Source organism: Dorea sp. AGR2135 (genome assembly GCF_000420885.1).
Taxonomy (GTDB): domain Bacteria; phylum Bacillota; class Clostridia; order Lachnospirales; family Lachnospiraceae; genus Dorea; species Dorea formicigenerans.
Window position 1 is genome coordinate 1 of sequence record NZ_ATVU01000026.1, and the last position, 20,711, is coordinate 20,711.

A 20,711-nucleotide genomic window follows, 5' to 3' on the forward strand; every position below is an offset into this window, starting at 1 on the left:
AAAGTCGTATGCTTATCGTAGTTAACCTTGTTTTTGTTCCATATGTTTCATCAGGCCTCCCTATGGAAGGTCTTGTCGGCATGCCTTGAAACAAAAAGTGTTTATTTAACACACTTGTTTTCAATTACAAAACACTTGTTTTCATTGCTTTTTGAGAAGATTTGAAAGATACAATCCCCATATACTTCTCAGAAAAACGTCCGCGAATTGGTACAATTATGAAGAATCACATTTAGAGCAGTTCCACATTTTTGAAAACTGCTCTTTTTATGTCTGCTAAAAATGTGATACTTCGCTTAAGAATTATAGCACAAAATGAAAGTGGCATGAAGAACTGATTGAAATGTTTTTGGTTTTTCTAACTTTATAAAAATAGTTGACAAATAATAAATATCACTCCACAATTGTTCTAAAAAGAACGATAAGGAGGAGGAAATGTATTTTTGGGATAAGCATAAAACAATAATAAGTTATTACGAGTTGCTTTCAGGTGCGGTATGTGACCGGTATGAGTTAACACAGATGGAATATGACATACTTATGTTCTTGCATAATAATCCGCAGAATAATACTGCAGCAGAAATTGTAAAGATTAGAAAATCAACAAAATCGCATGTGTCCACTTCGTTGAAAACCTTGGAAAACAAAGGGCTTGTTGAAAGGAAACAAAGTAAAGAGAATAAAAAGCATATTGAGATTTTTTTGCTGGATAAGGCAGAGCTAATTGTGGAAGCAGGATTAAATGCACAAAAAGAGTTTGCGAAAAATGTTTTAAGTGGAATGACAGATGAAGAGAAGCATATGTGTATGAAGGTATTTGATAAAATCTGTAATAATGCAGAAAAATGTTTAAGGGAGTATAAGGAGAAGGCAAATGAAAACTAAGTTTTGTGTAAAGAAAAAACAATTACTGTTGATTACCGGCCATTTTGGCATTTCTTTGATTGGAAAGCATATTTAATTATGACATGTATAATGAGTGGCGGAATCGGATTCCGGGCAGCTGGTATATTTATCGCATTTTTTTATTCCGGTCTGGGCTTAGCTTTGGCACTGGCAGGAGTTATTTTTACAAAAAATTATATGTTTTACAATCAATTAATTGAAAAGGAGCAGGATTTATAATGAAAGAGAACAGTTGCAAACCACAGATGCCAGATGTGATGGAAGCAATATTTGATGCAGCGTATTTGCTTTTTGATCTGGTTGCAGCTATCGTTATTTCTTTTGGCTGTTATCTTCCGGTAACTTTATTTTGTAAAACAAAACCAAAGATTGGATTATTAATGATTCCAAAGACTTGTGCATATATGTGGATTATTGCAATGGGACTTCAGCTTTTATTTTAACAAAATATAGCAAGAATGCCTCTTCCTCTACAGGTGGGAGCAAGTTACTTGATTGTGGATTTAGGAGAGCCGGGAAACCGACTCTCTTTTTGGGAGTATAGTTGCACTGGTGTGGAAAAAAATGTATACTTGTAACAGAAGCGGGAAAGCAATAATTGAGATAATATGGAAGGACAACAATTTTATGAATGACGATAGATATCTGGAATTATTAGCGGAGAAATATCCGACAGAACAGGCTGTCAGCAGGGAAATTATCAACCTGACGGCAATATTAAGCCTGCCAAAAGGAACAGAACATTTTATGAGCGATCTTCATGGCGAATATGAAGCGTTCTGCCATATTTTAAATAACTGTTCCGGTGTTATCCGAGAAAAAGTAGACCTGCTGTTCGGTGAGACACTTTCTGATTTTGACCGCGAGGAAATCTGTACATTGATCTATTATCCGGTGGAGAAGCTGGAACTTGTGCGCAAAGAAGGAAAGAATAATGAGGAGTGGTATCGTGCAACACTTGGAAAACTGATTGATATCGCACGGCTTCTTTCTTCAAAATACACACGTTCTAAAGTTCGTAAGGCAATGCCGAAAGAGTATGCATATATTTTAGATGAGCTGATTCATGTACAGAAAGATGAAGATGATAATCAGGTAGTTTATCACAGAAATATTCTAGATACGCTTCTGGAACTTGACAATGCAGATGAATTTATTGAAGTGCTGGCAGGGCTGATCAAACGTCTTGCAGTGGATCATTTACATATTGTGGGAGATATATTTGATCGTGGTGCATGTGCAGACCGGATTATGGATCTTCTGATGCAATATCACTCCCTGGATATTGAGTGGGGGAACCATGATATTCTCTGGATGGGAGCGGCAGCGGGAAGCAAGGCATGCATTGCAACGGTTGTCCGAAATAACCTGAAATATAATAATACGAAGATTCTTGAGAATAGTTATGGAATCAGTCTGCGGAATCTGGCTCTTTTTGCAGAAAAGATATATCCGAGCGAGGAACCAATGAAAGCTGCATTAAAAGCGATTTCTGTCATGCTTTTTAAGTTGGAAGGACAGGTAATCTTAAGAAATCCGGATTACAATATGACAGACAAACTGCTTCTTCACAAAGTAAATGTGGAAAAGCAGACAGTAGAAATTGATGGAACTGAACATGCAATTAAAGAAGAGGCATTTCCGACAGTGAATTTTGATTCGGGCGATATAGAAGATGTTTATCAGTTGTCTGAGGAAGAAGAACAGGTGATGGAAGGGCTTCGTATGGCATTTGTGAACAGTATACGTCTCAGACAGCATATTGAATTTCTGTATCAGAGGGGAAGTATGTATCGCATTTTTAATGGGAATCTGCTCTATCATGGCTGTGTGCCATTAGATGAAAGTGGTAATCTGGAAGGCGTTGCATTTGGCAAGAAGAGATATCATGGAAGAGAGTATCTGGATTACGCGGAGAGAATTGCCAGACGGGCGTGGTCAAAAGATGCCAGACAAAAAGACCGTGATTTTATGTGGTATCTCTGGTGTGGAAGAAAATCCCCTCTTTCCGGAAGAAATATTAAGACATTTGAGCGGACTTATGTACTGGATGAAAATACGTGGGTTGAACAATCAAATCCATATTATAAATTCTATCATGAGGAGAAAGTCTGCAATATGATTCTTCATGAATTTGGATTGTATTCCGAGAGCTCTCATATTATCAATGGACATACGCCAGTCAGAACATCAAAGGGAGAACATCCGGTACGGGCCAATGGGAAACTGCTTGTCATTGATGGAGGCTTCTGTAAGAGTTATCATAAGACGACTGGAATAGCAGGGTATACATTGATATTTAATTCTCATGGAATCCGAATCAAATCACATCAGCCATTCCAGAGTGTCTATGCGGCTTTGACAGAGAATAAGGATATCGAATCCAAATCAGAACTGGTGGAGACAGAGAGTGAACGACTGATGGTGCGCAATACGGACAATGGTAAGAAAATCAAAGAAGATATTGAAGGATTAAAGATGTTACTGCGTGCTTACCGAAGTGGAGATTTTGATGTATAGAGAGTTGAAACACAGATTGGAAATATAGATTAAAAATATAGAGGACAGTATCTTATTGTAAGTCATGATTTGACAAAAGTAGTTGGCGTGAGATAGAATAAGAAACAGAATGTAGAGGTATTCTTGAATTCGCCAGAACGGTGAAATATAACAGCAGAGTCCCATGAAGATTTGAGAATGGAGGCGGAGTGGAGTAATGAAAGAAAAGATTATACAGGGCGGTATTGTGAACGGCGTTAAGATGCTGGTATGTCCGACTTGGGAAGAGGATTTTCAGACTGAGATCCATAAGACCGGAGGCTGTCTTAGAATCAGCATGAATTATTCGGCTGTAGATGTTTCTTATTGGAAAGAATTGGAAGAGATAGCTGAGAGATACGGATATGATCTGGATGAGGAAGCCAAAGAGATTATAAATGAATATGTAAAAAAATATGAACAGTTCGATGATATGATCTGGATGAGTGGAGAGACTGAAATTGGGTTCGAGACTTTTTGCCGGGCACTTGCAAAAAAAGCAGGGATATCACCGCGTCAGGCAAAAGAATATGTTGTGTCAAATCTGCATAATCTGGAGCATGAAGAAGCAGTAGATGCATTGCTTCTGGCTTTGCAGATCATAAAATCAGAAAATGGACTGGAAGGGACACAGTGGAACAAACCGACCTGTGATTTTCTGAAGAAGGAATTTGAAAAGATGCTCGGACTAAACGACGGGCAGGCAAACGCATGATACATCAGATAGCAGCAACGCTGCTACTTATGATAGTATTTGGAACTTTATATGGTGCCCTTCGGGATCGCTGCCCGAAGGGTTCTTTAGGATTTAAAGCGTCAGCAACCTGTATGGCGGTCTGGAATTGTGGAAGCGGTCTGGCAGCGGGAAAACAGGGATTTTCAGACTGGATGATATTTGTCGGCCTTTTGTTCTGCGTGCTTGCAGATGTGCTTTTAGAATTGGAATTTTTATGGGGAGTCGTTACATTTGGTATTGCACATTTTTGTTTTATTGCAGGAATTTACAGGATAGAAGGGATTCAAATTGGCAGTATTCTGGGAATACTTGGAATCTACGGCGTGTTTCTTATGATTTTTCATAAAGGATTGCCGAAACTTGGGAAATTAAAGATTCCTGTACTTCTCTATGCAGCGGTCTTAAGTTCTATGGTATCTATGGCAGTTAGTGCAGCGGTTATTGTACCAGGAAGAAGCAGATATTTTCTGGCAGCAGGCGCCTGTGCATTTCTTATATCAGATAGCTTGATTGCAGTAAGAACTATTGAGAAAAAGCAGAGCCTTCTGATGGGTGCTGTGTTACTCATATTGTATTATGGTGCAGTTTATATGATGGGGATGTCAGTCTATATGCGCTAATCCTTGCAGTAACAATGTTGGAGAATTTTTGAATAATTAGGATGATATAAATTATTAAGAGCGCTTCATCAATTTTTTGTTTTGATGAAGCGCTCTTAATTTATCTCTTCTGAGTACATTGGACTATACCTTTCGGTTGATAACCCGTCCTTTCTTTTTATTATGGGGTATTTCTTTTATGTTCCTGGTGGTTTGTCCTCCTTTCGGATTTCTAGTCTTTTTATTTTTAATTTCTTCTTTTGTTTGACTATAATATATCACTCAATAATGAAAATGTCAATATAAAAAATGAAAATAATAAAAATAAAATCGAAATGTCAGATAATAGTGAAATTCAGATTGAAAAAATAGATTTTATCTCAGTCGAGAAGACTCCAACCTCTTCAGGTGGTGAGTAATAGCAAATTTGTCTCAGTGGGAGTTAGGTCTCCGACTAAGATAAACGCTCCGCGAGGATGCGCAGTGATTCTGATAGGAATATGTCAGCTTCTCTGACCAGAATCACGCGCCAAGTCTCACGGACGTTCGACTTGAATAATGGGAATAAGACATTGAAACAAGAATGTCGAGGTTATTATTGAAGAGATAAATAAAATACGAAAAGGTCAATAGAAGAATTTATGCAATATTTATAGAAAATATGCTATAATAATTTGAATTGCGCAAGGAGGAAGAGAGATGAAACCAAAGAATGCAGTTATGTTGTTACTGACTTCTCTGATTTGGGGAACCGCATTTGTTGCACAAAGCGTAGGAATGGACTTTCTTGAACCATTTACATTTAACGGAGTGCGAAGCTTTATTGGAGGAGTGACGCTTTTGCCGTGTATCTGGTTGTTGGAAAAGATGAATGGGAAGCCGGAAGTGGACGGAACAAGAAAAGATCTGATTCAGGGAGGAATTGCCTGTGGTCTGCTTTTATTTGCAGCAAGCAGCCTCCAACAGATGGGGATTCAGTACACAACAGCAGGAAAGGCGGGATTTATTACCGCATTTTATATTGTGTTTGTTCCGGTTCTTGGGATATTTCTAAAGAAAGCAGCAGGTTGGAAAGTGTGGATGTCAGTATTTCTGGCACTGATAGGTCTGTATTTCTTATGTATTAAAGAAGGATTTTCAATTGGCAAGGGCGACATTATGATTTTTGCCTGTGCATTGGTTTTTGCAGTACATATTCTGGTGATTGATTATTATTCACCAAAAGTAGATGGTGTGAAAATGTCATGTATCCAGTTCTTTGTGTGTGGAATTGCATCACTGCCGTTTATGTTCCTGACAGAAACGCCGCAAATTGGAAATATATTAGATGCCCGGATGCCGATTTTATATGCGGGAGTCATGTCCTGTGGGGTGGCATATACATTACAAATCCTCGGACAGAAGCATGCGAATCCGGCAATCGCATCGCTGCTTTTAAGTATGGAATCTTGTTTTTCTGTACTTTCCGGCTGGATAATATTAGGAGAAACACTGTCAGCGAGAGAAGGAATAGGCTGTGTGTTGATGTTTGTGGCAATTATACTTGCACAGCTTCCGGACAAGAGAGAAAAATTAAAAAATGGGCAGGCATAAAAGGATTATGTAAATACAAAAGACAGGAGAGAGAAAATGAGATTTGTAATTCAGAGAGTGTTAGAAAGTGAAGTAAAGGTAGATGGAGAGAGCCTTGGGAAAATTGGGAAAGGATTTATGGTTTTGATCGGAGTCAGCAATGATGATACAAAAGAAGTGGCTGACAAGATGGTAAAGAAGATGTTAGGACTTCGTATTTTTGAAGATGAACAGGGAAAAACCAATCTGTCACTGGATGCAGTAGGAGGAGAACTTCTTCTCATCTCTCAGTTTACATTATATGCAAACTGCAAGAGAGGAAACCGGCCAAGCTTCATCGAAGCCGGAGCACCGGATATGGCCTCGGAAATGTATGAATACATTATTGAAAAATGCAAGGAACAGGTAGAGGTTGTAGAAAGAGGAAGATTCGGAGCGGATATGAAAGTCAGTCTTATTAATGACGGACCATTTACAATCGTGTTAGATTCTGAAACTTTATAAGATTTAATCCTTGAATGGCAACAGGGCCGGGACGCAGTACATTTGTAATTATGTATTGTGTTCCGGTCCTGTTATTGCATATATAGATGAATCCTGGATAAGATTCCATCATGGATAATTATAAAAAAATAATAAACCCTATTGACATTTACATTCAAAGTGATTATTCTAACCGTTAGGCATTTAATAATTAGCCGTCTAATTATTAAATGATGAATTGATTTTACAAAATAAGTTCAAAACAATTCAAGTCGAACGTCCGTGAGACTTGGTGCGTGATTCTGGTCAGAGATAAAAAGAACTTTGAATTGGGAGGTGAGAAAACTGTGAATGATAAATGGATGGAATCTGGATTTATGCTGATTCAGCAGGTGGCGCATCTTGCTAAATATCAGACTTTGAAAGAGATGGAATCCTGCGGATTAAAACCAAATCAGGCAGGAATATTGGTTGTGTTGCGAAGTGAAGGTGGATTATCCCAAAAAGAGCTTGCTAAGCGCATGGGAGTGACGCCACCGTCTATGACAGCGGCGCTGAAAAAAATGGAAAAACAAGGGTATGTTCTGCGGGAGCAGGATGAGAAAGACCAGCGGATTACGAGGATTCGAATATCTGATCAGGGAATTGAGTGTCTGAATGGACTTCAGCATATGATGCGAAATCTGGAGAAAAGGCTGTATGAAGGTATTTCTGCAGAAGAACGGCAGGAAATGAAGGAGACGCTTTTAAAAATGAGAGAAAATGTGCTCAGGTACAAAGAGTTTCAAGGAATGGATATGTGTGAGATCATGGAGAAGACCAGACCGCCGAAAATGCCGGAAAAATCGATTTAATAGAAAAGAAAAATTTCATTTATTATAGTAATAACGAGAAAGGATAAGACAGCTTATGAGAAAATTATTTCAGTTTTTAAAGCCATATGCACCACGGGTACTTCTGATATTATGTGTCCTTGTCGTGCAGGCTTACTGTGATCTGTCTCTGCCGACCTATACTTCGAATATTGTAAATGTAGGAATTCAGCAGAGCGGTATCGATGAGGAAATTCCGGAGAATATTTCTGAAGAAGAAATGAACCGGCTGCTATTGTTTGTGCCGGAGGACGACAGGCAGGATATTCAGGATGCATATGAAAAAAGTAGTGAAAGCTTTGATTACGATGGAGAAGTGCTGACACTGAAAGATTCAGTGAAATCAGATAATGAAAAGCTTGATGCACTTACAGAAGAGATGAAACTTCCGATGATGCTGACTGCCGGATTTGAGAATGGCAGTGATACAACAAAGCAGATGGAAGGGCAGTTAAAAGAGCAGATGAGCCAGGTGCCGGGAATCGAGAAGATGTCTGTGTTTGACATATTTGGCATGATGGATGATACGCAGAGAGCAGCAATTGTTGATAAGATTACGGAGCAGATGGATAAGATGCCGGATTCGATTCTGGATCAGGCAGCAATTTCTTATGTGAAATCCACGTACGAACAGATTGGTCTGGATACCGGACATATGAGTACGGTGTATATTTTAAAAACAGGTGCAAAGATGCTGGGACTTGCAGCACTTGGCATGGCAGCAAGTATTCTGGCCTGTCTTATGGCGTCAAGAGTTGGAGCTAAGGTCGGACGTGGACTCAGACGTGATACCTTCCGCAAAGTCATTGGATTTTCTAACGCAGAGTTTGACAAATTCTCGACCGCATCATTAATTACAAGAAGTACCAATGATATTCAGCAGATTCAGCTACTGACAGTCATGATTCTTCGTATGGTGCTGTATGCGCCGATCATGGCAATCGGAGGAATTTTGAAAGTATCTAAGACAAATGTGAATATGTTCTGGATCATAGGCCTGGCAGTGCTGCTTATTGTTATGGTTGTGGCAGTGCTTTTCATTGTAGTTATGCCGAAATTCAAAATCGTACAGAACATGGTAGATAAACTGAATCTGGTCAGTCGAGAGATTCTGACCGGACTTCCGGTTATCCGTGCGTTCCATACAGAGAAACATGAGGAAGAACGTTTTGACAAGGCAAATAAAGATCTGACAAAACTGAACTTATTTGTCAACCGTGCCATGACATTTATGATGCCGACTATGATGCTTGTGATGAATGGGATTACCGTTCTGATTGTGTGGGTCGGTGGACACAGTATTAATGACGGAGCAATGCAGGTCGGAGATATGATGGCATTTATCCAGTATGCAATGCAAATTATTATGTCATTCCTTATGATTTGTATGATTTCGGTTATGCTTCCAAGAGCAGCAGTTTCAGCGGAGCGTGTGGATAAAGTCTTGAAGAGCGAGACAAAAATCCATGATCCAAAGGAGCCAAAGACACTTCCTAAAAACGGCAAAGGCGAAGTTGCATTTGAACATGTATCCTTCCACTATCCGGGAGCAGAAGAAGATGTACTGCATGACATTACATTTACCGCAAAACCGGGAGAAACGACAGCATTTATCGGAAGCACCGGATGTGGTAAATCTACACTGGTCAACCTGATTCCGCGATTCTATGATGTGACAGAAGGAAGGATTACGATTGACGGACAGGATGTAAGAGATCTGACACAGCATGAACTTCGTGATAAACTGGGATATGTTCCACAGAAAGGAGTGCTGTTCTCAGGAAGTATTGCTTCTAATATTATGTTCGGTAATCCGGCTGGAAGTGAGCAGGAGATGACAGAGGCGGCTCAGATTGCACAGGCTGTCGAATTTATCGACACGAAGCCGGAACGCTACAAGAGCCCGATCTCACAGGGAGGTGCCAATGTTTCCGGTGGACAAAAGCAAAGACTTTCCATCGCGAGAGCCATAGCAAAACACCCGGATGTATACATTTTTGATGACAGCTTTTCTGCACTGGATTACAAGACAGATACCGTTCTAAGAAGCGCATTAAAAGAAAAGACAACAGACAGTGTCGTTCTGATTGTGGCCCAAAGAATCAGTACAATTCTTCATGCAGAGCAGATCATTGTTTTGGATGACGGTAAGATCGTTGGAAAAGGAACGCATGAAGAGCTTCTGAAAACTTGTGATGCCTACTATCAGATTGCAGCGTCCCAGTTGTCGGAGAGTGAATTAAAAGAAGCAATGAAGGAGGAAGACTAATATGCCAAGAGGACGTATGGGTGGCAGACACGGTATGAGCACCGAAAAAGCCAAAGATTTTAAAGGTACCATGAAGAAGCTTATGGGATATCTTACACAGTATAAGATAGGTCTTCTCCTTGTAGTGATATTTGCAATAGGAAGTACTATATTTAATATTGCAGGACCGAAGATCCTTGGAAAAGCAACAACAGAACTATTTCATGGACTGATAAGTAAAGTTTCCGGTGGAAGTGGAATTGATTTTGATAAGATCGAAAAGATTCTCATCGGACTGATGTGCCTGTATATGTGCAGTGCATTGTTCTCATTTATCCAGGGATACATTATGACAGGAGTTTCCCAGAAACTGACTTACAGAATGAGAAAAGAGATTTCGGAAAAGATTGACAGACTTCCGATGGGATATTTTGACAAGATGACACATGGTGAGATTCTTTCACGGATTACAAATGATGTGGATACTTTAAGTCAGAGTCTGAACCAAAGTGCGACACAGGTCATTACTTCTGTTGCGACAATCATTGGAGTACTGGTCATGATGCTCAGCATCAGTCCGCTTATGACAGTGATCGCAATTTTAATCCTTCCACTTTCCATGGAGCTGATCGGAATGATCGTGAAGCGTTCCCAGAGATATTTCAAGGAACAGCAGGAGTATCTTGGATATGTCAATGGACAGGTAGAAGAGGTCTATGGCGGACATAATATTGTAAAGGCATTTAATAAAGAAGACGATGTCATAGATGAATTTGACAGAGATAATGACAGACTGTATCGTTCTGCATGGAAATCACAGTTCTTATCCGGAATGATGATGCCGATCATGCAGTTCGTTGGAAACCTGGGCTATGTTGCAGTTGTAATTCTTGGTGGTTATCTGGCAATTAAGAAGACGATTGAAGTCGGAGATATCCAGTCATTTATCCAGTATGTGAGAAATTTTACACAGCCGATCCAGCAGGTGGCACAGGTGGCAAATATGCTCCAGTCTACAGCAGCCGCTTCTGAGAGAGTGTTTGAGTTCTTAGAAGAGCCGGAAGAAGAGGCAGCACCAGAAAATCCGGTTGTATTAAAGAATCCAGAAGGAGCTGTAGAATTTGAGCATGTTCATTTTGGCTACAATCCGGAGCATACAATTATTCATGATTTCAGTGTAAAAGTAGAACCTGGACAGAAAATTGCAATTGTAGGACCGACCGGAGCCGGCAAGACAACGATGGTAAAATTACTGATGCGTTTTTATGATGTGTCAGGTGGTTCCATCAAGGTAGATGGACATGATATCCGCGAGTTTGACAGAGGAGAACTGCGTCGTATGTTTGGTATGGTACTTCAGGATACATGGCTGTTCAAAGGAAGTATTGAAGACAATATCCGTTATGGCAAACTGGATGCTACACATGAAGATGTGGTGAAAGCAGCGGATGCAGCTTATGCACACCGGTTTATCCAGACTCTGCCAGGTGGATATGGTATGGAACTGAATGAAGAGGCAAGCAACGTATCCCAGGGACAGAAACAGCTTCTGACGATTGCAAGAGCGATTCTTGCAGATCCGAAGATTTTGATTTTAGATGAGGCTACAAGTTCGGTCGATACACGTACTGAGGTGCGTATTCAGAAAGCAATGGATAACCTGATGAAAGGGCGCACAAGCTTTATTATCGCGCACCGTCTGTCTACGATTCGTGACGCAGATCTGATCCTGGTCATGAAAGAGGGAGATATCGTGGAGATGGGCAGACATGAAGAACTACTTGCGAAAAATGGATTCTATGCGGATCTGTATAATTCACAGTTTGAACAGACTGCTTAAAAAGGAATTTTGAAACATGAATGTGGAGCCGGGAAGGCTGTCAGATTAAGGGCAGTTTCCTGGCTTCATTTAAAGATGTTGGGGTCAAAAGCCCCCAACTATGATACCTACGGATTGTTCCGTGCTTTGCACTCCCACAATCCTCCCAATTATTCGCATATCGTGGGATTGTCATCCCACTTTTAGGCTCATATTGGGACGGATCCCAAGGTCTTTCATCCACTTATGAGCAAGCTCATGTGGATGAAAGACCTTTTGACCCTGGCATCATCTAAATTAAGTATTTTATAAGATTTCTATGGTTGTGCGAAGGACGGATTCTATAGTATAATGTAAATTCGTAAGGAGCTAAAGAGAAATGTTAGAAGAAAAACCAGAATATAAAAAACGAAAAAAATATACGAAAAGACGTCAGCAAGTTATCAGACAGTTATTCTTTACAGGAGTGGCAGTCGTTGTTGTTATCATCGGTTGTGCAACATGGACATTAAAGTCTGATAATATGGCAAGAAAGGCTGATATACAGGCAAAGACATCTCAGACCGGCAGAAAAGCGGATGCAGCAAAGACATCGGTTGAGAATGGGGTACAGGCGAACAGTGAAGCTGTGAAAGAGAAGACAGATGATAAGGATACATCAGATACGACTAAGAAGACAGAGACGACAGAGGAGCGAATTGCAAGGGTAAGACAGGAAGCAGTTACGGCAGGATATCCGGAGAAGGTCATTGAACTTCTGGATAAGAATCCGGAGACGGTACAGTTTGTGGAAGATTATGGAAAGAAGAAAGATCAGGCACCGGCTGCAACTGTGGAAGCAGAAGATGGCTATTCCGGTATGTTTCCGGAGATCCTCCAATGGGATGAAAGATGGGGATATTCTCCATACGGAACGAGTATTATTGCAGTAAGCGGCTGCGGTCCAACTTGTGTTTCTATGCTGGTCGTAGGGCTTACCGGAGATAAGACAGTGACTCCTTCAGTAGTTGCTGATTACGCAACACAGAACCATTATGTAGATGAGAATAATGATACGACCTGGGCATTTATGACATCAGGCGTGGAACATTGGGGACTGACGTGCCGTGAGAGTAATGGGAATGAGAGCGAGATTGCAAAAGAACTGGAGGCAGGGCACCCGGTCATCTGCAGTATGCGTCCGGGAGACTTTACAGATATCGGACATTTTATCATATTGACATCTTATAATAATGGAAATGTCACGATTTGTGATCCATTCAGCCTTGAAAATTCCAAGAAAAGCTGGAATTATTCCCAGATCAGTTCTCAGATCAAAGCAGTTTGGGTATATTCAAAATAATTCATAAAAATTCATAAAAATTCATAAAAATACAGCCTCTAAATAAAAGTAGAGGTTGTATTTTTTTAGAAAATGGGTTACAATTGTTTAAATGTATACAATAACACAATATAAAAAGACATCCCAAAGATACGGGAGGGCGCAAGGAGGGACCCTGGAATGAGTAATAATGAGGTCATGAAATTAGAAGAAGATAAAGATTTAAAAGGAGAATTTAAGGAGCTTTGCAAAGCCCTTCGTAATAACCATAGAATTGATCCCAATCTTTATGTAGAATATGATGTAAAGCGTGGACTGCGTGATTCAGCTGGAAAAGGAGTCCTGACAGGACTGACTGAAGTTTCAGATGTAACAGGATATAATCTGATCAACGGACGTAATATTCCGGCAGAGGGGCGTCTTTATTATCAGGGAATTGATGTTAATGATATTGTAGACAGTCTGAAAGACAGAAAATTTGGATTTGAGGAGACTGTATATCTGTTGATGTTCGGACATTTACCAAATAAGACAGAACTGGAACATTTCCTGGATGTAATGTTTGAATTACAGGAGCTGTCCGGACGATTTGTCCGTGATGTTGTCATGAAAGCTTCTAATGAGAATATTATGAATGCGATGCAGCGTTGTGTATTGACACTGTATTCTTATGATGAGAATCCGGACGATATTTCTCCGGAAAATGTACTTCGTCAGGCACTTGAGCTGATTGCAAAACTGCCACTTATTGCCGTATATTCTTATCATTCATATAGACATTTTCGTAAAGATGAGATGCTCTTTATCCGTAACCCGGAGAAGGGATTATCACTGGCAGAGAATATCCTTCTGATGCTCAGACCAAAGGGAGAATATACAGAACTTGAGGCAAAGGTACTGGATATTGCGCTTGTACTTCACGCAGAGCATGGCGGTGGTAACAATTCCACGTTTACAACGCATGTAGTAACATCTTCAGGAACAGATACTTACTCTTCAGTAGCAGCTTCTATCGGTTCTCTGAAAGGACCTAGACATGGTGGTGCGAATCTGAAAGTTCAGAATATGTTTGATGATATTAAAGCTCATGTGAAAAACTGGGGAAATGAAGAAGAAGTGGGTGCTTATTTACACAAGATTTTGAATAAAGAAGCATTTGACCATTCTGGATTGATCTATGGTATGGGACATGCGGTTTATACATTGTCTGATCCAAGAGAGGTAATCTTGAAGAGATTTGCCAAAGCTCTTGCAGAAGAAAAAGGACGGATGAAAGAGTTTGCTCTCTATGAGCTGGTAGAGAGTCTTGCAGGTAAGATGATCAAAGAGCAGAGAAATCTTCAGAAAAATGTCTGCGCAAATGTAGACTTTTACAGTGGATTTGTGTATTCTATGCTTGGTATTCCACAAGAACTCTTTACGCCAATCTTTGCAATTGCCAGAATGCCGGGATGGAGCGCACACCGACTGGAAGAGTTGACAAATGCGAACAAAATTATCCGTCCGGCTTACAAATATGTGGGACATCATACAGAATTTGAGACAATGGAAGAGCGCAGCGCAGAGAAGATTACAGATGAAGATGTAAAAGAAGAGCCGGAAAAGTGCAAGAAAGAAGAAAAAGGGAAAAAATAAAAAACATATAGATACAGGAGCATGAAATATGGAAGAGAAGCAGGAAAAGAGCAGAATAGACAGACAGTTTGATTTTATCCGGGAGATTGATAAGGAAAAGTTTATTACAAGACAGACTTTTTTATCAGATGCAAAGCGGCGTGAAAACGATGCGGAGCATGCATGGCATATGGCAATCATGACGCTGCTTTTAAGTGAGTATGCCAATGAGGAGATTGATGTTCTTCGGGTTCTCAGTATGCTTCTTATCCATGATCTTGTAGAGATTGATGCCGGAGATACTTATGCATATGATGAGGAAGGAAAGCAAACACAGAGAGTACGGGAAGTAAAGGCAGCAGACCGGATCTACGGAATCCTGCCGGAAGATCAGGGGGAAAAGCTTCGTGAACTTTGGGAAGAATTCGAGGAGGCTCAAACGCCGGAAGCTAAGTTCGCGCACGTGATGGATAATGTTCAGCCGGCGATGCTGAATGATTACACAGAAGGAAAAGACTGGATTGCCAAGGGTGTGCGGTTAAGCCAGATACTGGAACGCAATGCACATACAGCAGAAGGTTCACAAAAACTGTGGGATTATGCATATACAAACTTTATTGAGCCAAATGTAAAAACCGGTAAGATTAAAGATGACACAAAGTAGATACATTAGAATATAAAAGATCATAAATGCCATACAGACTGACAGATATCCGAAATCAGGATATTTATAGTCTGTATGGCATTCTTGTTTATCATTTTGAAAGCCGCTGATAGAACTGCTCATAAAAATCCACATCTTCTATGTAGGGGAGAAGATAAAAAGTCTGAAGTATCTGAATACTGAGTGCCTTTATCTTTTCACTGTCTTCGGATGTCATAGCATAGTTTTGTAACGGTTTGAGATAGTAGTGCCAATCAGATACGAATTTTTCGTGCCTTGAAAAATCCGGCTCATCAATCCATTTACGGACTTTGATCTTTGCCTTTCCGGGTTTTGGACATTCGTGAGTCTGGAGAAAATATGAAAAAGAATCATTTTCATAGTAACGCCCCAGTGGAAAGAGCCGGCAGAATCCCGGACGGAAAGGGTGTATGCTGCAGCGGCTATCTTTATTCAAATACATGCAGGAATCGGTATTTCCATTCATTTTAAGGTGAGGCAGGATCAGTCCGTCTACGACACCAAGTTCCAGGGAAGAAGCAAGAAGAGCCACAGGCGTGGTCTTAAGTCCCATGCATAACCGATACATATCATACGGGTCCAGAACAATGGAATCTCCCATGCCCTGACAGCAGGAAGCACACCCCTGACAGCCCATACAATCAGCTTTTACCATATCGTTGGCAGTATATAGTCTACCGTCTGAAATTTCATTTAAATCAATATCTCTTAACATATTTAAGTCCTCGTTATTTTATTATCACAGGCATTCATGAAATTAAAACTGCCTGGATTTATTATAATAAAAATATTGAGATAATGTAAAGGAAAAACAGTGTTTTTGTACCTTTCGAAAGGAAATGTATGGACTTTAAAAATTTACTGTGTTAAAATGTAACAGTGATGAGATATGAAAACAAAGGAGTGTAAATATATATGAGCAAGAAGATCAGAACGGAGGCGGTTGACTATCTTTTTAGCGCCATCTTAAGTCTGGAGAATAAGGAAGAATGTTATACATTTTTTGAAGATATCTGTACGATTAATGAGCTGTTATCGTTGTCTCAGAGATTTGAAGTTGCAAAGATGTTAAGAGAGCACAAGACTTATCTGGAGATTGCAGATAAGACAGGAGCTTCCACAGCAACGATCAGCCGTGTGAACCGTTCATTAAACTATGGCAATGATGGATATGATATGGTATTCGAACGAATTGGCATGGGAAGTGAAGAAGAAAATAAATAAGAAGAAAAAATTCAGATAGAATAATGAGAATGATATCAGGGACTGTTTCAGAAAAGAAACAGTCCCTTTGTTTAAGTGAGAATTATTTCTCTACATATTTTCTGGAAAGAGCGTAAGATCCGATCCATCCAACTAATGTTACGATAGTCAGGATAAACAGAAGAATCCAGGCACTTGTGTATGCTCCTGTTCCGTCATAAATCGCAGCAACCATAAGAGAACCGCATGTCAGACCAACCTGAGTAAAGCTGTTTGCAATACCATAAGCCTGTCCATATTTCTTTGTACCAAATACAGCAGCTGTTACAAGTGGTGGAGTTACAGTTCCTATGGCATCTCCAAGTCCGAAGAGGACTGCCATAATATAAAGCATTGTTACGTTGCTTCCCATTAACATGAAGATGAAAGATACTGCGAATGCAACACATCCACATACAGTACTGACAACAACACCGAAACGGTCATTTAACCATCCAAGTACGATCTTGCCAAAGATACCAACCATTGAGTAGATGGAAATAATTGCAGCCTGAATTGCCGGTCCGTGCATTTCTTCAATTGCCGGTGGGAATTGTCCCAGAGAACCGGAGTTAATAAGACCGTTGCAAAGCATACCGATCAGCATTAACCAGAAGAAGAATTTTGGCCAGCACTGCTGAACTTCTAAAGAAAGATCGGACTCTTTTTTATCAGAAGATTTATCAGCAGTTTTTGTATCGACTTCGTCACTTCCGTATGGTTTCAGTCCCATATCCTCAGGACGTTTACGAAGGATGAAGAAGGCAGCTGGAAGAGCGATTACAAGTACGATCAGAGCCATGATCTGGTATGTATGTCTCCAGCCATATTTTCCAAGTAACATAGTTACGATTGGACTGAAGATTGTACCGCCAACTCCGATACCAGCCATTGCAATACTCATTGCAAGACCACGTTTTTTAGCAAACCAGTTTGTGATCATCATACTTACTGGAATCAGTGCAGAATTTAACCAGAATACTCCAATGAATACAGAGGAGATATACAGGTGAATTGCATTCTGAGCCAATGAGTAAGAAGCGTAAGAGAGTGCGAATCCGATAATGCTGACGCACTGGATTTTACGCATATCGCCTTTTGCAAGTCTGGAAGAAACCATAGGGGAAATAAAAATTCCCAGTCCTTGAAGGATTGTATTTGCAAGAGTAAATCCGCTTCTTGAAAGACCAAGTTCTTCTGTTACCTGAATGAGGAATTTGTTACTAAGTGCCATGATCGGAGGTACCATTGTACATGTGATGAGAAGACATCCGATTACAATATACCAGCCATAGTGTATTTTTTTCTTTTCCATAGTCTTATTCTCCTTGTTTGTTTAACCAGTTGAATGCACAGGTTGCGTGTACAGCAGCTCCGTACGGAAGAGCATCTTCATTGAAGAGGACTCCTGGGTTGTGATGCTGTACCGGACATCCGTCTACCTTTGCTTCTATCATGAAGTAAGTTGTTGGCACATGCTCAGAAATAAAAGCAAAGTCATCGGAAGGTGTTACCATATAATTAGTTTTTCCGATGATTCCCGGTTCAATTTCAGAAGCGTATCCGGCTAATTCCTTTGTCATCTCAGGATCGGAGTATGTAGAAGGAACATCGGAAAGTACTTCATAGTCAACGGTTGCTCCGAAAGATTTTCCTTCATATTCGCAGATTTCATGCATTCTCCTTACAAGTTTTTTACGAAGTTCTTTATTGTATGTACGAAGAGTTCCCATCAGAACAGCCTCGCCTGGGACAATATTCGGTGTTGCTCCCGCATTAAATGCGCCAAATGTCAGAATCGCACGCTCAGCAGATGGTGTCTCACGTGCGATCAGGTTCTGAAATGCACTGTAAATGTGAAGACCAACGTTAATTGGATCGATACCAAGTTCCGGCATTGCTCCATGACAGCCATTTCCATGAACGGTAATCTTGAATCCGTCACAGGAAGAGGTCATATAACCAAGTCCGTAATTCAGGGCTGGTTTGGAAGAATCCAGCATAACATGCATGCCGACAGCAGCATCAACTTTTGGATTTTCCAGGATTCCGGCAGCAATCAGCTTTTTGGATCCTGTAAATGTCTCCTCAGCCGGCTGGAACATGAGTTTTACACTTCCGCACAATTCATTGCGGTGTTCATACAGCATCTGAGCTGCACATAACAGCATTGCTGTGTGAAAATCATGTCCACAGTTGTGAGCTGCATCAGTTTCAGTTTTAAATGGAAGATCGTTGTTCTCCGGCATTGGAAGAGCATCCATATCTGCACGAAGCAGAAGAACCTTTCCTGGCTTTGCGCCTTCAATCAGAGCAGTCACACCGGAAGGACAGATCTCAGTTGGAGTCAGTCCGATTTCACGGAGACGCTCCATGACGTATTTAGTTGTGTTTGGCAGATTCTCGCCAGCTTCTGCGTGCTGATGAAGATAACGTCTGTCTGCCTGCAATTGAGACTCAAGCTCTTTTGCACGCTTTAAAAATTGATTCATAGTAATTCCTCCTTATAGAATTAAAGACAATATAAAGACCTGTCTTTATTATAGGCAGATGTTATATTAAAGTCAATAAATATAGATAAAATATATGTATTGCACAAAATATAATTGCCTATATTGCATAAAAAGCAGTGATTTTAATTAGGAATAATTAATAAGAAATGTACGAATATAAGAAGTGTGAAAAGGGCAGTTAGCCATATCAGAAAAAGTGTGGTATCATATTATGGAACAAAGCAGAAGGAGGTCGGAATGTGGGGAAAAAGATAGCAATTATCGCGACCGATTTTTTGGAACAATTCATAAAGGATATGATTACTGAGTTGGATATGGGGTTTCAGTATCACATCTTTACATATGAAAAATTCGAAGATATTAAGGATATTTATAAAAAAATCGGACCGGAATATGATGGGATTTTAGCAAGCGGAAGTTTTCCGGCACATATGATTCATCTTTACTATCCGGAAGAGAAGCGTCCGATTGGATGTTTTAACACCGATGACACAGCCATGTATCGTCTGCTGCTGAAGCTTTTGCAGCAGAATCGAAAGCTTGATTTTAGAAGAGTATATGCAGATATCATGGAATTGTTTGGTGGTAATCTGACGGCATTTGTAGAAGGACGGGAAGCCATGCCGGATCTTACCATTCTTTCTAATGAGACATTTACATTGGAAAGGATGCAGAAACTGGAAGAGGAACAGTATGAGAAACATCTGAATCTGTGGAAGGAAGGAAAGACAGATCTTTCAATTACACGTTTTTCAAGCATTGTAAAGAGATTAAAAGAGCAAGGAGTCAATGTATATTTTCCTTATCCGGGACAACAGTATGTACAAAATGTCTGTGAGAGACTGCTCAGTGATATTGAAAAACGGGAACTGGAAGAACGCCAGCCATGTGTCATTGTAGTTCGTCTGTTAGGACAGGAGAATTCAGTTAGTTATTTGCGAGAGCTGGATTCTAATTACATTCGGTTGGAAAGCATGATGATGGAAATGTTTGGAAATGGTATCACAGAATTTTCACTTCACAGATATCATTATGGAATGGAGATTCTTGCAACCAAAAAAGATGTTCTTAAAATAACGGAGGATCTGTCAAGAGATGGATTGTTCGCAGAACTTAAGAAACGAAAGACCAGCTGGAACTTTTGTATTGGCTATGGTTTTGGAGCAGGAATCGCCCAGGCAAGATTGAATGCGTTGAATGCATGCCATGAGGCAGAACTAAAAAAGAATACGAGCTATGTAGTAACAGAAAAGGAAGAACTGATCGGCCCTCTTGGAGTGGAGGCAACTGAGACATTTATGGTTGATAATCAGTCTTACCGGGATATTAAGTCAAAACTATCACCGATCACGGTCAGCAAAGTTATGTCTGCCTTGGAGGCATCTGCAGAAAAAGAGATTACAGCACAGGAACTTGCGTTCAGGTTAGGAGTTACAAAAAGAAGTGCGAACCGTTTTCTGTCAACATTAGAGCGTGAAGAAATATTGAAAGTTGCATACAAAAAGAGAACTACTTCCAGAGGAAGACCGGAGAGTGTATTTGTGCGAAAAGAAAAGTAGCCGA

Annotated in this window: 19 protein-coding genes; 16 read left to right on the top strand and 3 right to left on the bottom strand. The window is 40.2% G+C overall.

The window, feature by feature from the left end:
• Nucleotides 1-435 precede the first annotated feature (435 nt).
• The 14 genes from G593_RS0114160 to G593_RS0114225 all read left to right on the top strand — a co-directional run bounded on the left by G593_RS0114160 (nucleotide 436) and on the right by G593_RS0114225 (nucleotide 15,372).
• Nucleotides 436-885, top strand: coding sequence for a MarR family winged helix-turn-helix transcriptional regulator (locus G593_RS0114160; protein WP_029732121.1), 450 nt, complete (start codon nucleotides 436-438; stop codon nucleotides 883-885).
• A gap of 78 nt (nucleotides 886-963) precedes the next feature.
• Nucleotides 964-1,125, top strand: coding sequence for a hypothetical protein (locus G593_RS0114165; RefSeq protein ID WP_242827102.1), 162 nt, complete (start codon nucleotides 964-966; stop codon nucleotides 1,123-1,125).
• Nucleotides 1,125-1,349, top strand: coding sequence for a hypothetical protein (locus tag G593_RS0114170; RefSeq protein ID WP_242827103.1), 225 nt, complete (start codon nucleotides 1,125-1,127; stop codon nucleotides 1,347-1,349). Before G593_RS0114165 ends, G593_RS0114170 begins: the two co-directional genes overlap by 1 nt.
• A gap of 184 nt (nucleotides 1,350-1,533) precedes the next feature.
• Nucleotides 1,534-3,426: a fructose-bisphosphatase class III gene (locus G593_RS0114175; RefSeq protein WP_005340755.1), complete on the top strand. Its 1,893-nt coding sequence runs from the start codon at nucleotides 1,534-1,536 to the stop codon at nucleotides 3,424-3,426.
• Between the two features lie 196 nt (nucleotides 3,427-3,622).
• Complete coding sequence (locus tag G593_RS0114180) at nucleotides 3,623-4,159, top strand: hypothetical protein (RefSeq protein WP_005335465.1); 537 nt, start codon at nucleotides 3,623-3,625, stop codon at nucleotides 4,157-4,159.
• Nucleotides 4,156-4,800: a lysoplasmalogenase gene (locus tag G593_RS0114185; protein WP_029732124.1), complete on the top strand. Its 645-nt coding sequence runs from the start codon at nucleotides 4,156-4,158 to the stop codon at nucleotides 4,798-4,800. The genes G593_RS0114180 and G593_RS0114185 overlap by 4 nt, the downstream gene beginning before the upstream one ends.
• 678 nt (nucleotides 4,801-5,478) lie before the next feature.
• Nucleotides 5,479-6,372 carry a DMT family transporter gene (locus tag G593_RS0114190; protein ID WP_029732125.1) on the top strand — a complete coding sequence of 298 codons (894 nt, stop codon included), beginning with the start codon at nucleotides 5,479-5,481 and terminating at the stop codon, nucleotides 6,370-6,372.
• 36 nt (nucleotides 6,373-6,408) lie between these two features.
• On the top strand, nucleotides 6,409-6,855 hold the full coding sequence (gene dtd / locus G593_RS0114195) for a D-aminoacyl-tRNA deacylase (protein WP_005340750.1): 447 nt from the start codon (nucleotides 6,409-6,411) through the stop codon (nucleotides 6,853-6,855).
• Nucleotides 6,856-7,181: 326 nt separating this feature from the next.
• A complete protein-coding gene (locus G593_RS0114200; protein ID WP_005340748.1) occupies nucleotides 7,182-7,688 on the top strand; it encodes a MarR family winged helix-turn-helix transcriptional regulator in 507 nt (168 codons plus the stop codon).
• A 55-nt stretch (nucleotides 7,689-7,743) separates the two neighbouring features.
• Nucleotides 7,744-9,975 carry an ABC transporter ATP-binding protein gene (locus G593_RS0114205; RefSeq protein ID WP_029732127.1) on the top strand — a complete coding sequence of 744 codons (2,232 nt, stop codon included), beginning with the start codon at nucleotides 7,744-7,746 and terminating at the stop codon, nucleotides 9,973-9,975.
• 1 nt (nucleotide 9,976) lies between these two features.
• Nucleotides 9,977-11,794: an ABC transporter ATP-binding protein gene (locus G593_RS0114210; RefSeq protein WP_029732128.1), complete on the top strand. Its 1,818-nt coding sequence runs from the start codon at nucleotides 9,977-9,979 to the stop codon at nucleotides 11,792-11,794.
• A gap of 358 nt (nucleotides 11,795-12,152) precedes the next feature.
• Nucleotides 12,153-13,115 (top strand): C39 family peptidase, encoded by a 963-nt coding sequence (locus G593_RS0114215; protein WP_022278638.1) that lies wholly within the window; start codon nucleotides 12,153-12,155, stop codon nucleotides 13,113-13,115.
• A gap of 159 nt (nucleotides 13,116-13,274) precedes the next feature.
• Complete coding sequence (locus G593_RS0114220; protein WP_044994556.1) at nucleotides 13,275-14,729, top strand: citrate/2-methylcitrate synthase; 1,455 nt, start codon at nucleotides 13,275-13,277, stop codon at nucleotides 14,727-14,729.
• Between the two features lie 28 nt (nucleotides 14,730-14,757).
• Nucleotides 14,758-15,372 (top strand): HD domain-containing protein, encoded by a 615-nt coding sequence (locus G593_RS0114225; RefSeq protein ID WP_005340739.1) that lies wholly within the window; start codon nucleotides 14,758-14,760, stop codon nucleotides 15,370-15,372.
• 91 nt (nucleotides 15,373-15,463) lie between these two features.
• Here G593_RS0114225 and G593_RS0114230 read toward each other — a convergent pair whose 3' ends face one another.
• Nucleotides 15,464-16,108, bottom strand: a complete 645-nt coding sequence (locus tag G593_RS0114230; protein WP_022278636.1) for a YkgJ family cysteine cluster protein — start codon at nucleotides 16,106-16,108, stop codon at nucleotides 15,464-15,466.
• Nucleotides 16,109-16,308: 200 nt separating this feature from the next.
• Here G593_RS0114230 and G593_RS0114235 point away from each other — a divergent pair, with 200 nt between their 5' ends.
• Nucleotides 16,309-16,617, top strand: coding sequence for a YerC/YecD family TrpR-related protein (locus G593_RS0114235; RefSeq protein ID WP_005335489.1), 309 nt, complete (start codon nucleotides 16,309-16,311; stop codon nucleotides 16,615-16,617).
• Nucleotides 16,618-16,699: 82 nt separating this feature from the next.
• Here G593_RS0114235 and G593_RS0114240 read toward each other — a convergent pair whose 3' ends face one another.
• Together G593_RS0114240 and G593_RS0114245 are read right to left on the bottom strand one after the other, a co-directional pair.
• Nucleotides 16,700-17,950: an MFS transporter gene (locus tag G593_RS0114240; protein ID WP_005340737.1), complete on the bottom strand. Its 1,251-nt coding sequence runs from the start codon at nucleotides 17,948-17,950 to the stop codon at nucleotides 16,700-16,702.
• Between the two features lie 4 nt (nucleotides 17,951-17,954).
• On the bottom strand, nucleotides 17,955-19,127 hold the full coding sequence (locus G593_RS0114245; protein WP_029732130.1) for a M20 metallopeptidase family protein: 1,173 nt from the start codon (nucleotides 19,125-19,127) through the stop codon (nucleotides 17,955-17,957).
• Nucleotides 19,128-19,387: 260 nt separating this feature from the next.
• Here G593_RS0114245 and G593_RS0114250 point away from each other — a divergent pair, with 260 nt between their 5' ends.
• Nucleotides 19,388-20,707, top strand: coding sequence for a hypothetical protein (locus G593_RS0114250; RefSeq protein ID WP_029732131.1), 1,320 nt, complete (start codon nucleotides 19,388-19,390; stop codon nucleotides 20,705-20,707).
• Nucleotides 20,708-20,711 lie beyond the last annotated feature (4 nt).

Excerpts from the sequence above, each read along its gene's own strand:
- G593_RS0114160 (WP_029732121.1), top strand. The coding sequence starts at position 436 with ATGTATTTTTGGGATAAGCATAAAACAATAATAAGTTATTACGAGTTG.
- G593_RS0114165 (WP_242827102.1), top strand. The coding sequence starts at position 964 with ATGACATGTATAATGAGTGGCGGAATCGGATTCCGGGCAGCTGGTATA.
- G593_RS0114170 (WP_242827103.1), top strand. The coding sequence starts at position 1,125 with ATGAAAGAGAACAGTTGCAAACCACAGATGCCAGATGTGATGGAAGCA.
- G593_RS0114175 (WP_005340755.1), top strand. The coding sequence starts at position 1,534 with ATGAATGACGATAGATATCTGGAATTATTAGCGGAGAAATATCCGACA.
- G593_RS0114180 (WP_005335465.1), top strand. The coding sequence starts at position 3,623 with ATGAAAGAAAAGATTATACAGGGCGGTATTGTGAACGGCGTTAAGATG.
- G593_RS0114185 (WP_029732124.1), top strand. The coding sequence starts at position 4,156 with ATGATACATCAGATAGCAGCAACGCTGCTACTTATGATAGTATTTGGA.
- G593_RS0114190 (WP_029732125.1), top strand. The coding sequence starts at position 5,479 with ATGAAACCAAAGAATGCAGTTATGTTGTTACTGACTTCTCTGATTTGG.
- dtd (WP_005340750.1), top strand. The coding sequence starts at position 6,409 with ATGAGATTTGTAATTCAGAGAGTGTTAGAAAGTGAAGTAAAGGTAGAT.
- G593_RS0114205 (WP_029732127.1), top strand. The coding sequence starts at position 7,744 with ATGAGAAAATTATTTCAGTTTTTAAAGCCATATGCACCACGGGTACTT.
- G593_RS0114210 (WP_029732128.1), top strand. The coding sequence starts at position 9,977 with ATGCCAAGAGGACGTATGGGTGGCAGACACGGTATGAGCACCGAAAAA.
- G593_RS0114215 (WP_022278638.1), top strand. The coding sequence starts at position 12,153 with ATGTTAGAAGAAAAACCAGAATATAAAAAACGAAAAAAATATACGAAA.
- G593_RS0114220 (WP_044994556.1), top strand. The coding sequence starts at position 13,275 with ATGAGTAATAATGAGGTCATGAAATTAGAAGAAGATAAAGATTTAAAA.
- G593_RS0114225 (WP_005340739.1), top strand. The coding sequence starts at position 14,758 with ATGGAAGAGAAGCAGGAAAAGAGCAGAATAGACAGACAGTTTGATTTT.
- G593_RS0114230 (WP_022278636.1), bottom strand. The coding sequence starts at position 16,108 with ATGTTAAGAGATATTGATTTAAATGAAATTTCAGACGGTAGACTATAT.
- G593_RS0114235 (WP_005335489.1), top strand. The coding sequence starts at position 16,309 with ATGAGCAAGAAGATCAGAACGGAGGCGGTTGACTATCTTTTTAGCGCC.
- G593_RS0114240 (WP_005340737.1), bottom strand. The coding sequence starts at position 17,950 with ATGGAAAAGAAAAAAATACACTATGGCTGGTATATTGTAATCGGATGT.
- G593_RS0114245 (WP_029732130.1), bottom strand. The coding sequence starts at position 19,127 with ATGAATCAATTTTTAAAGCGTGCAAAAGAGCTTGAGTCTCAATTGCAG.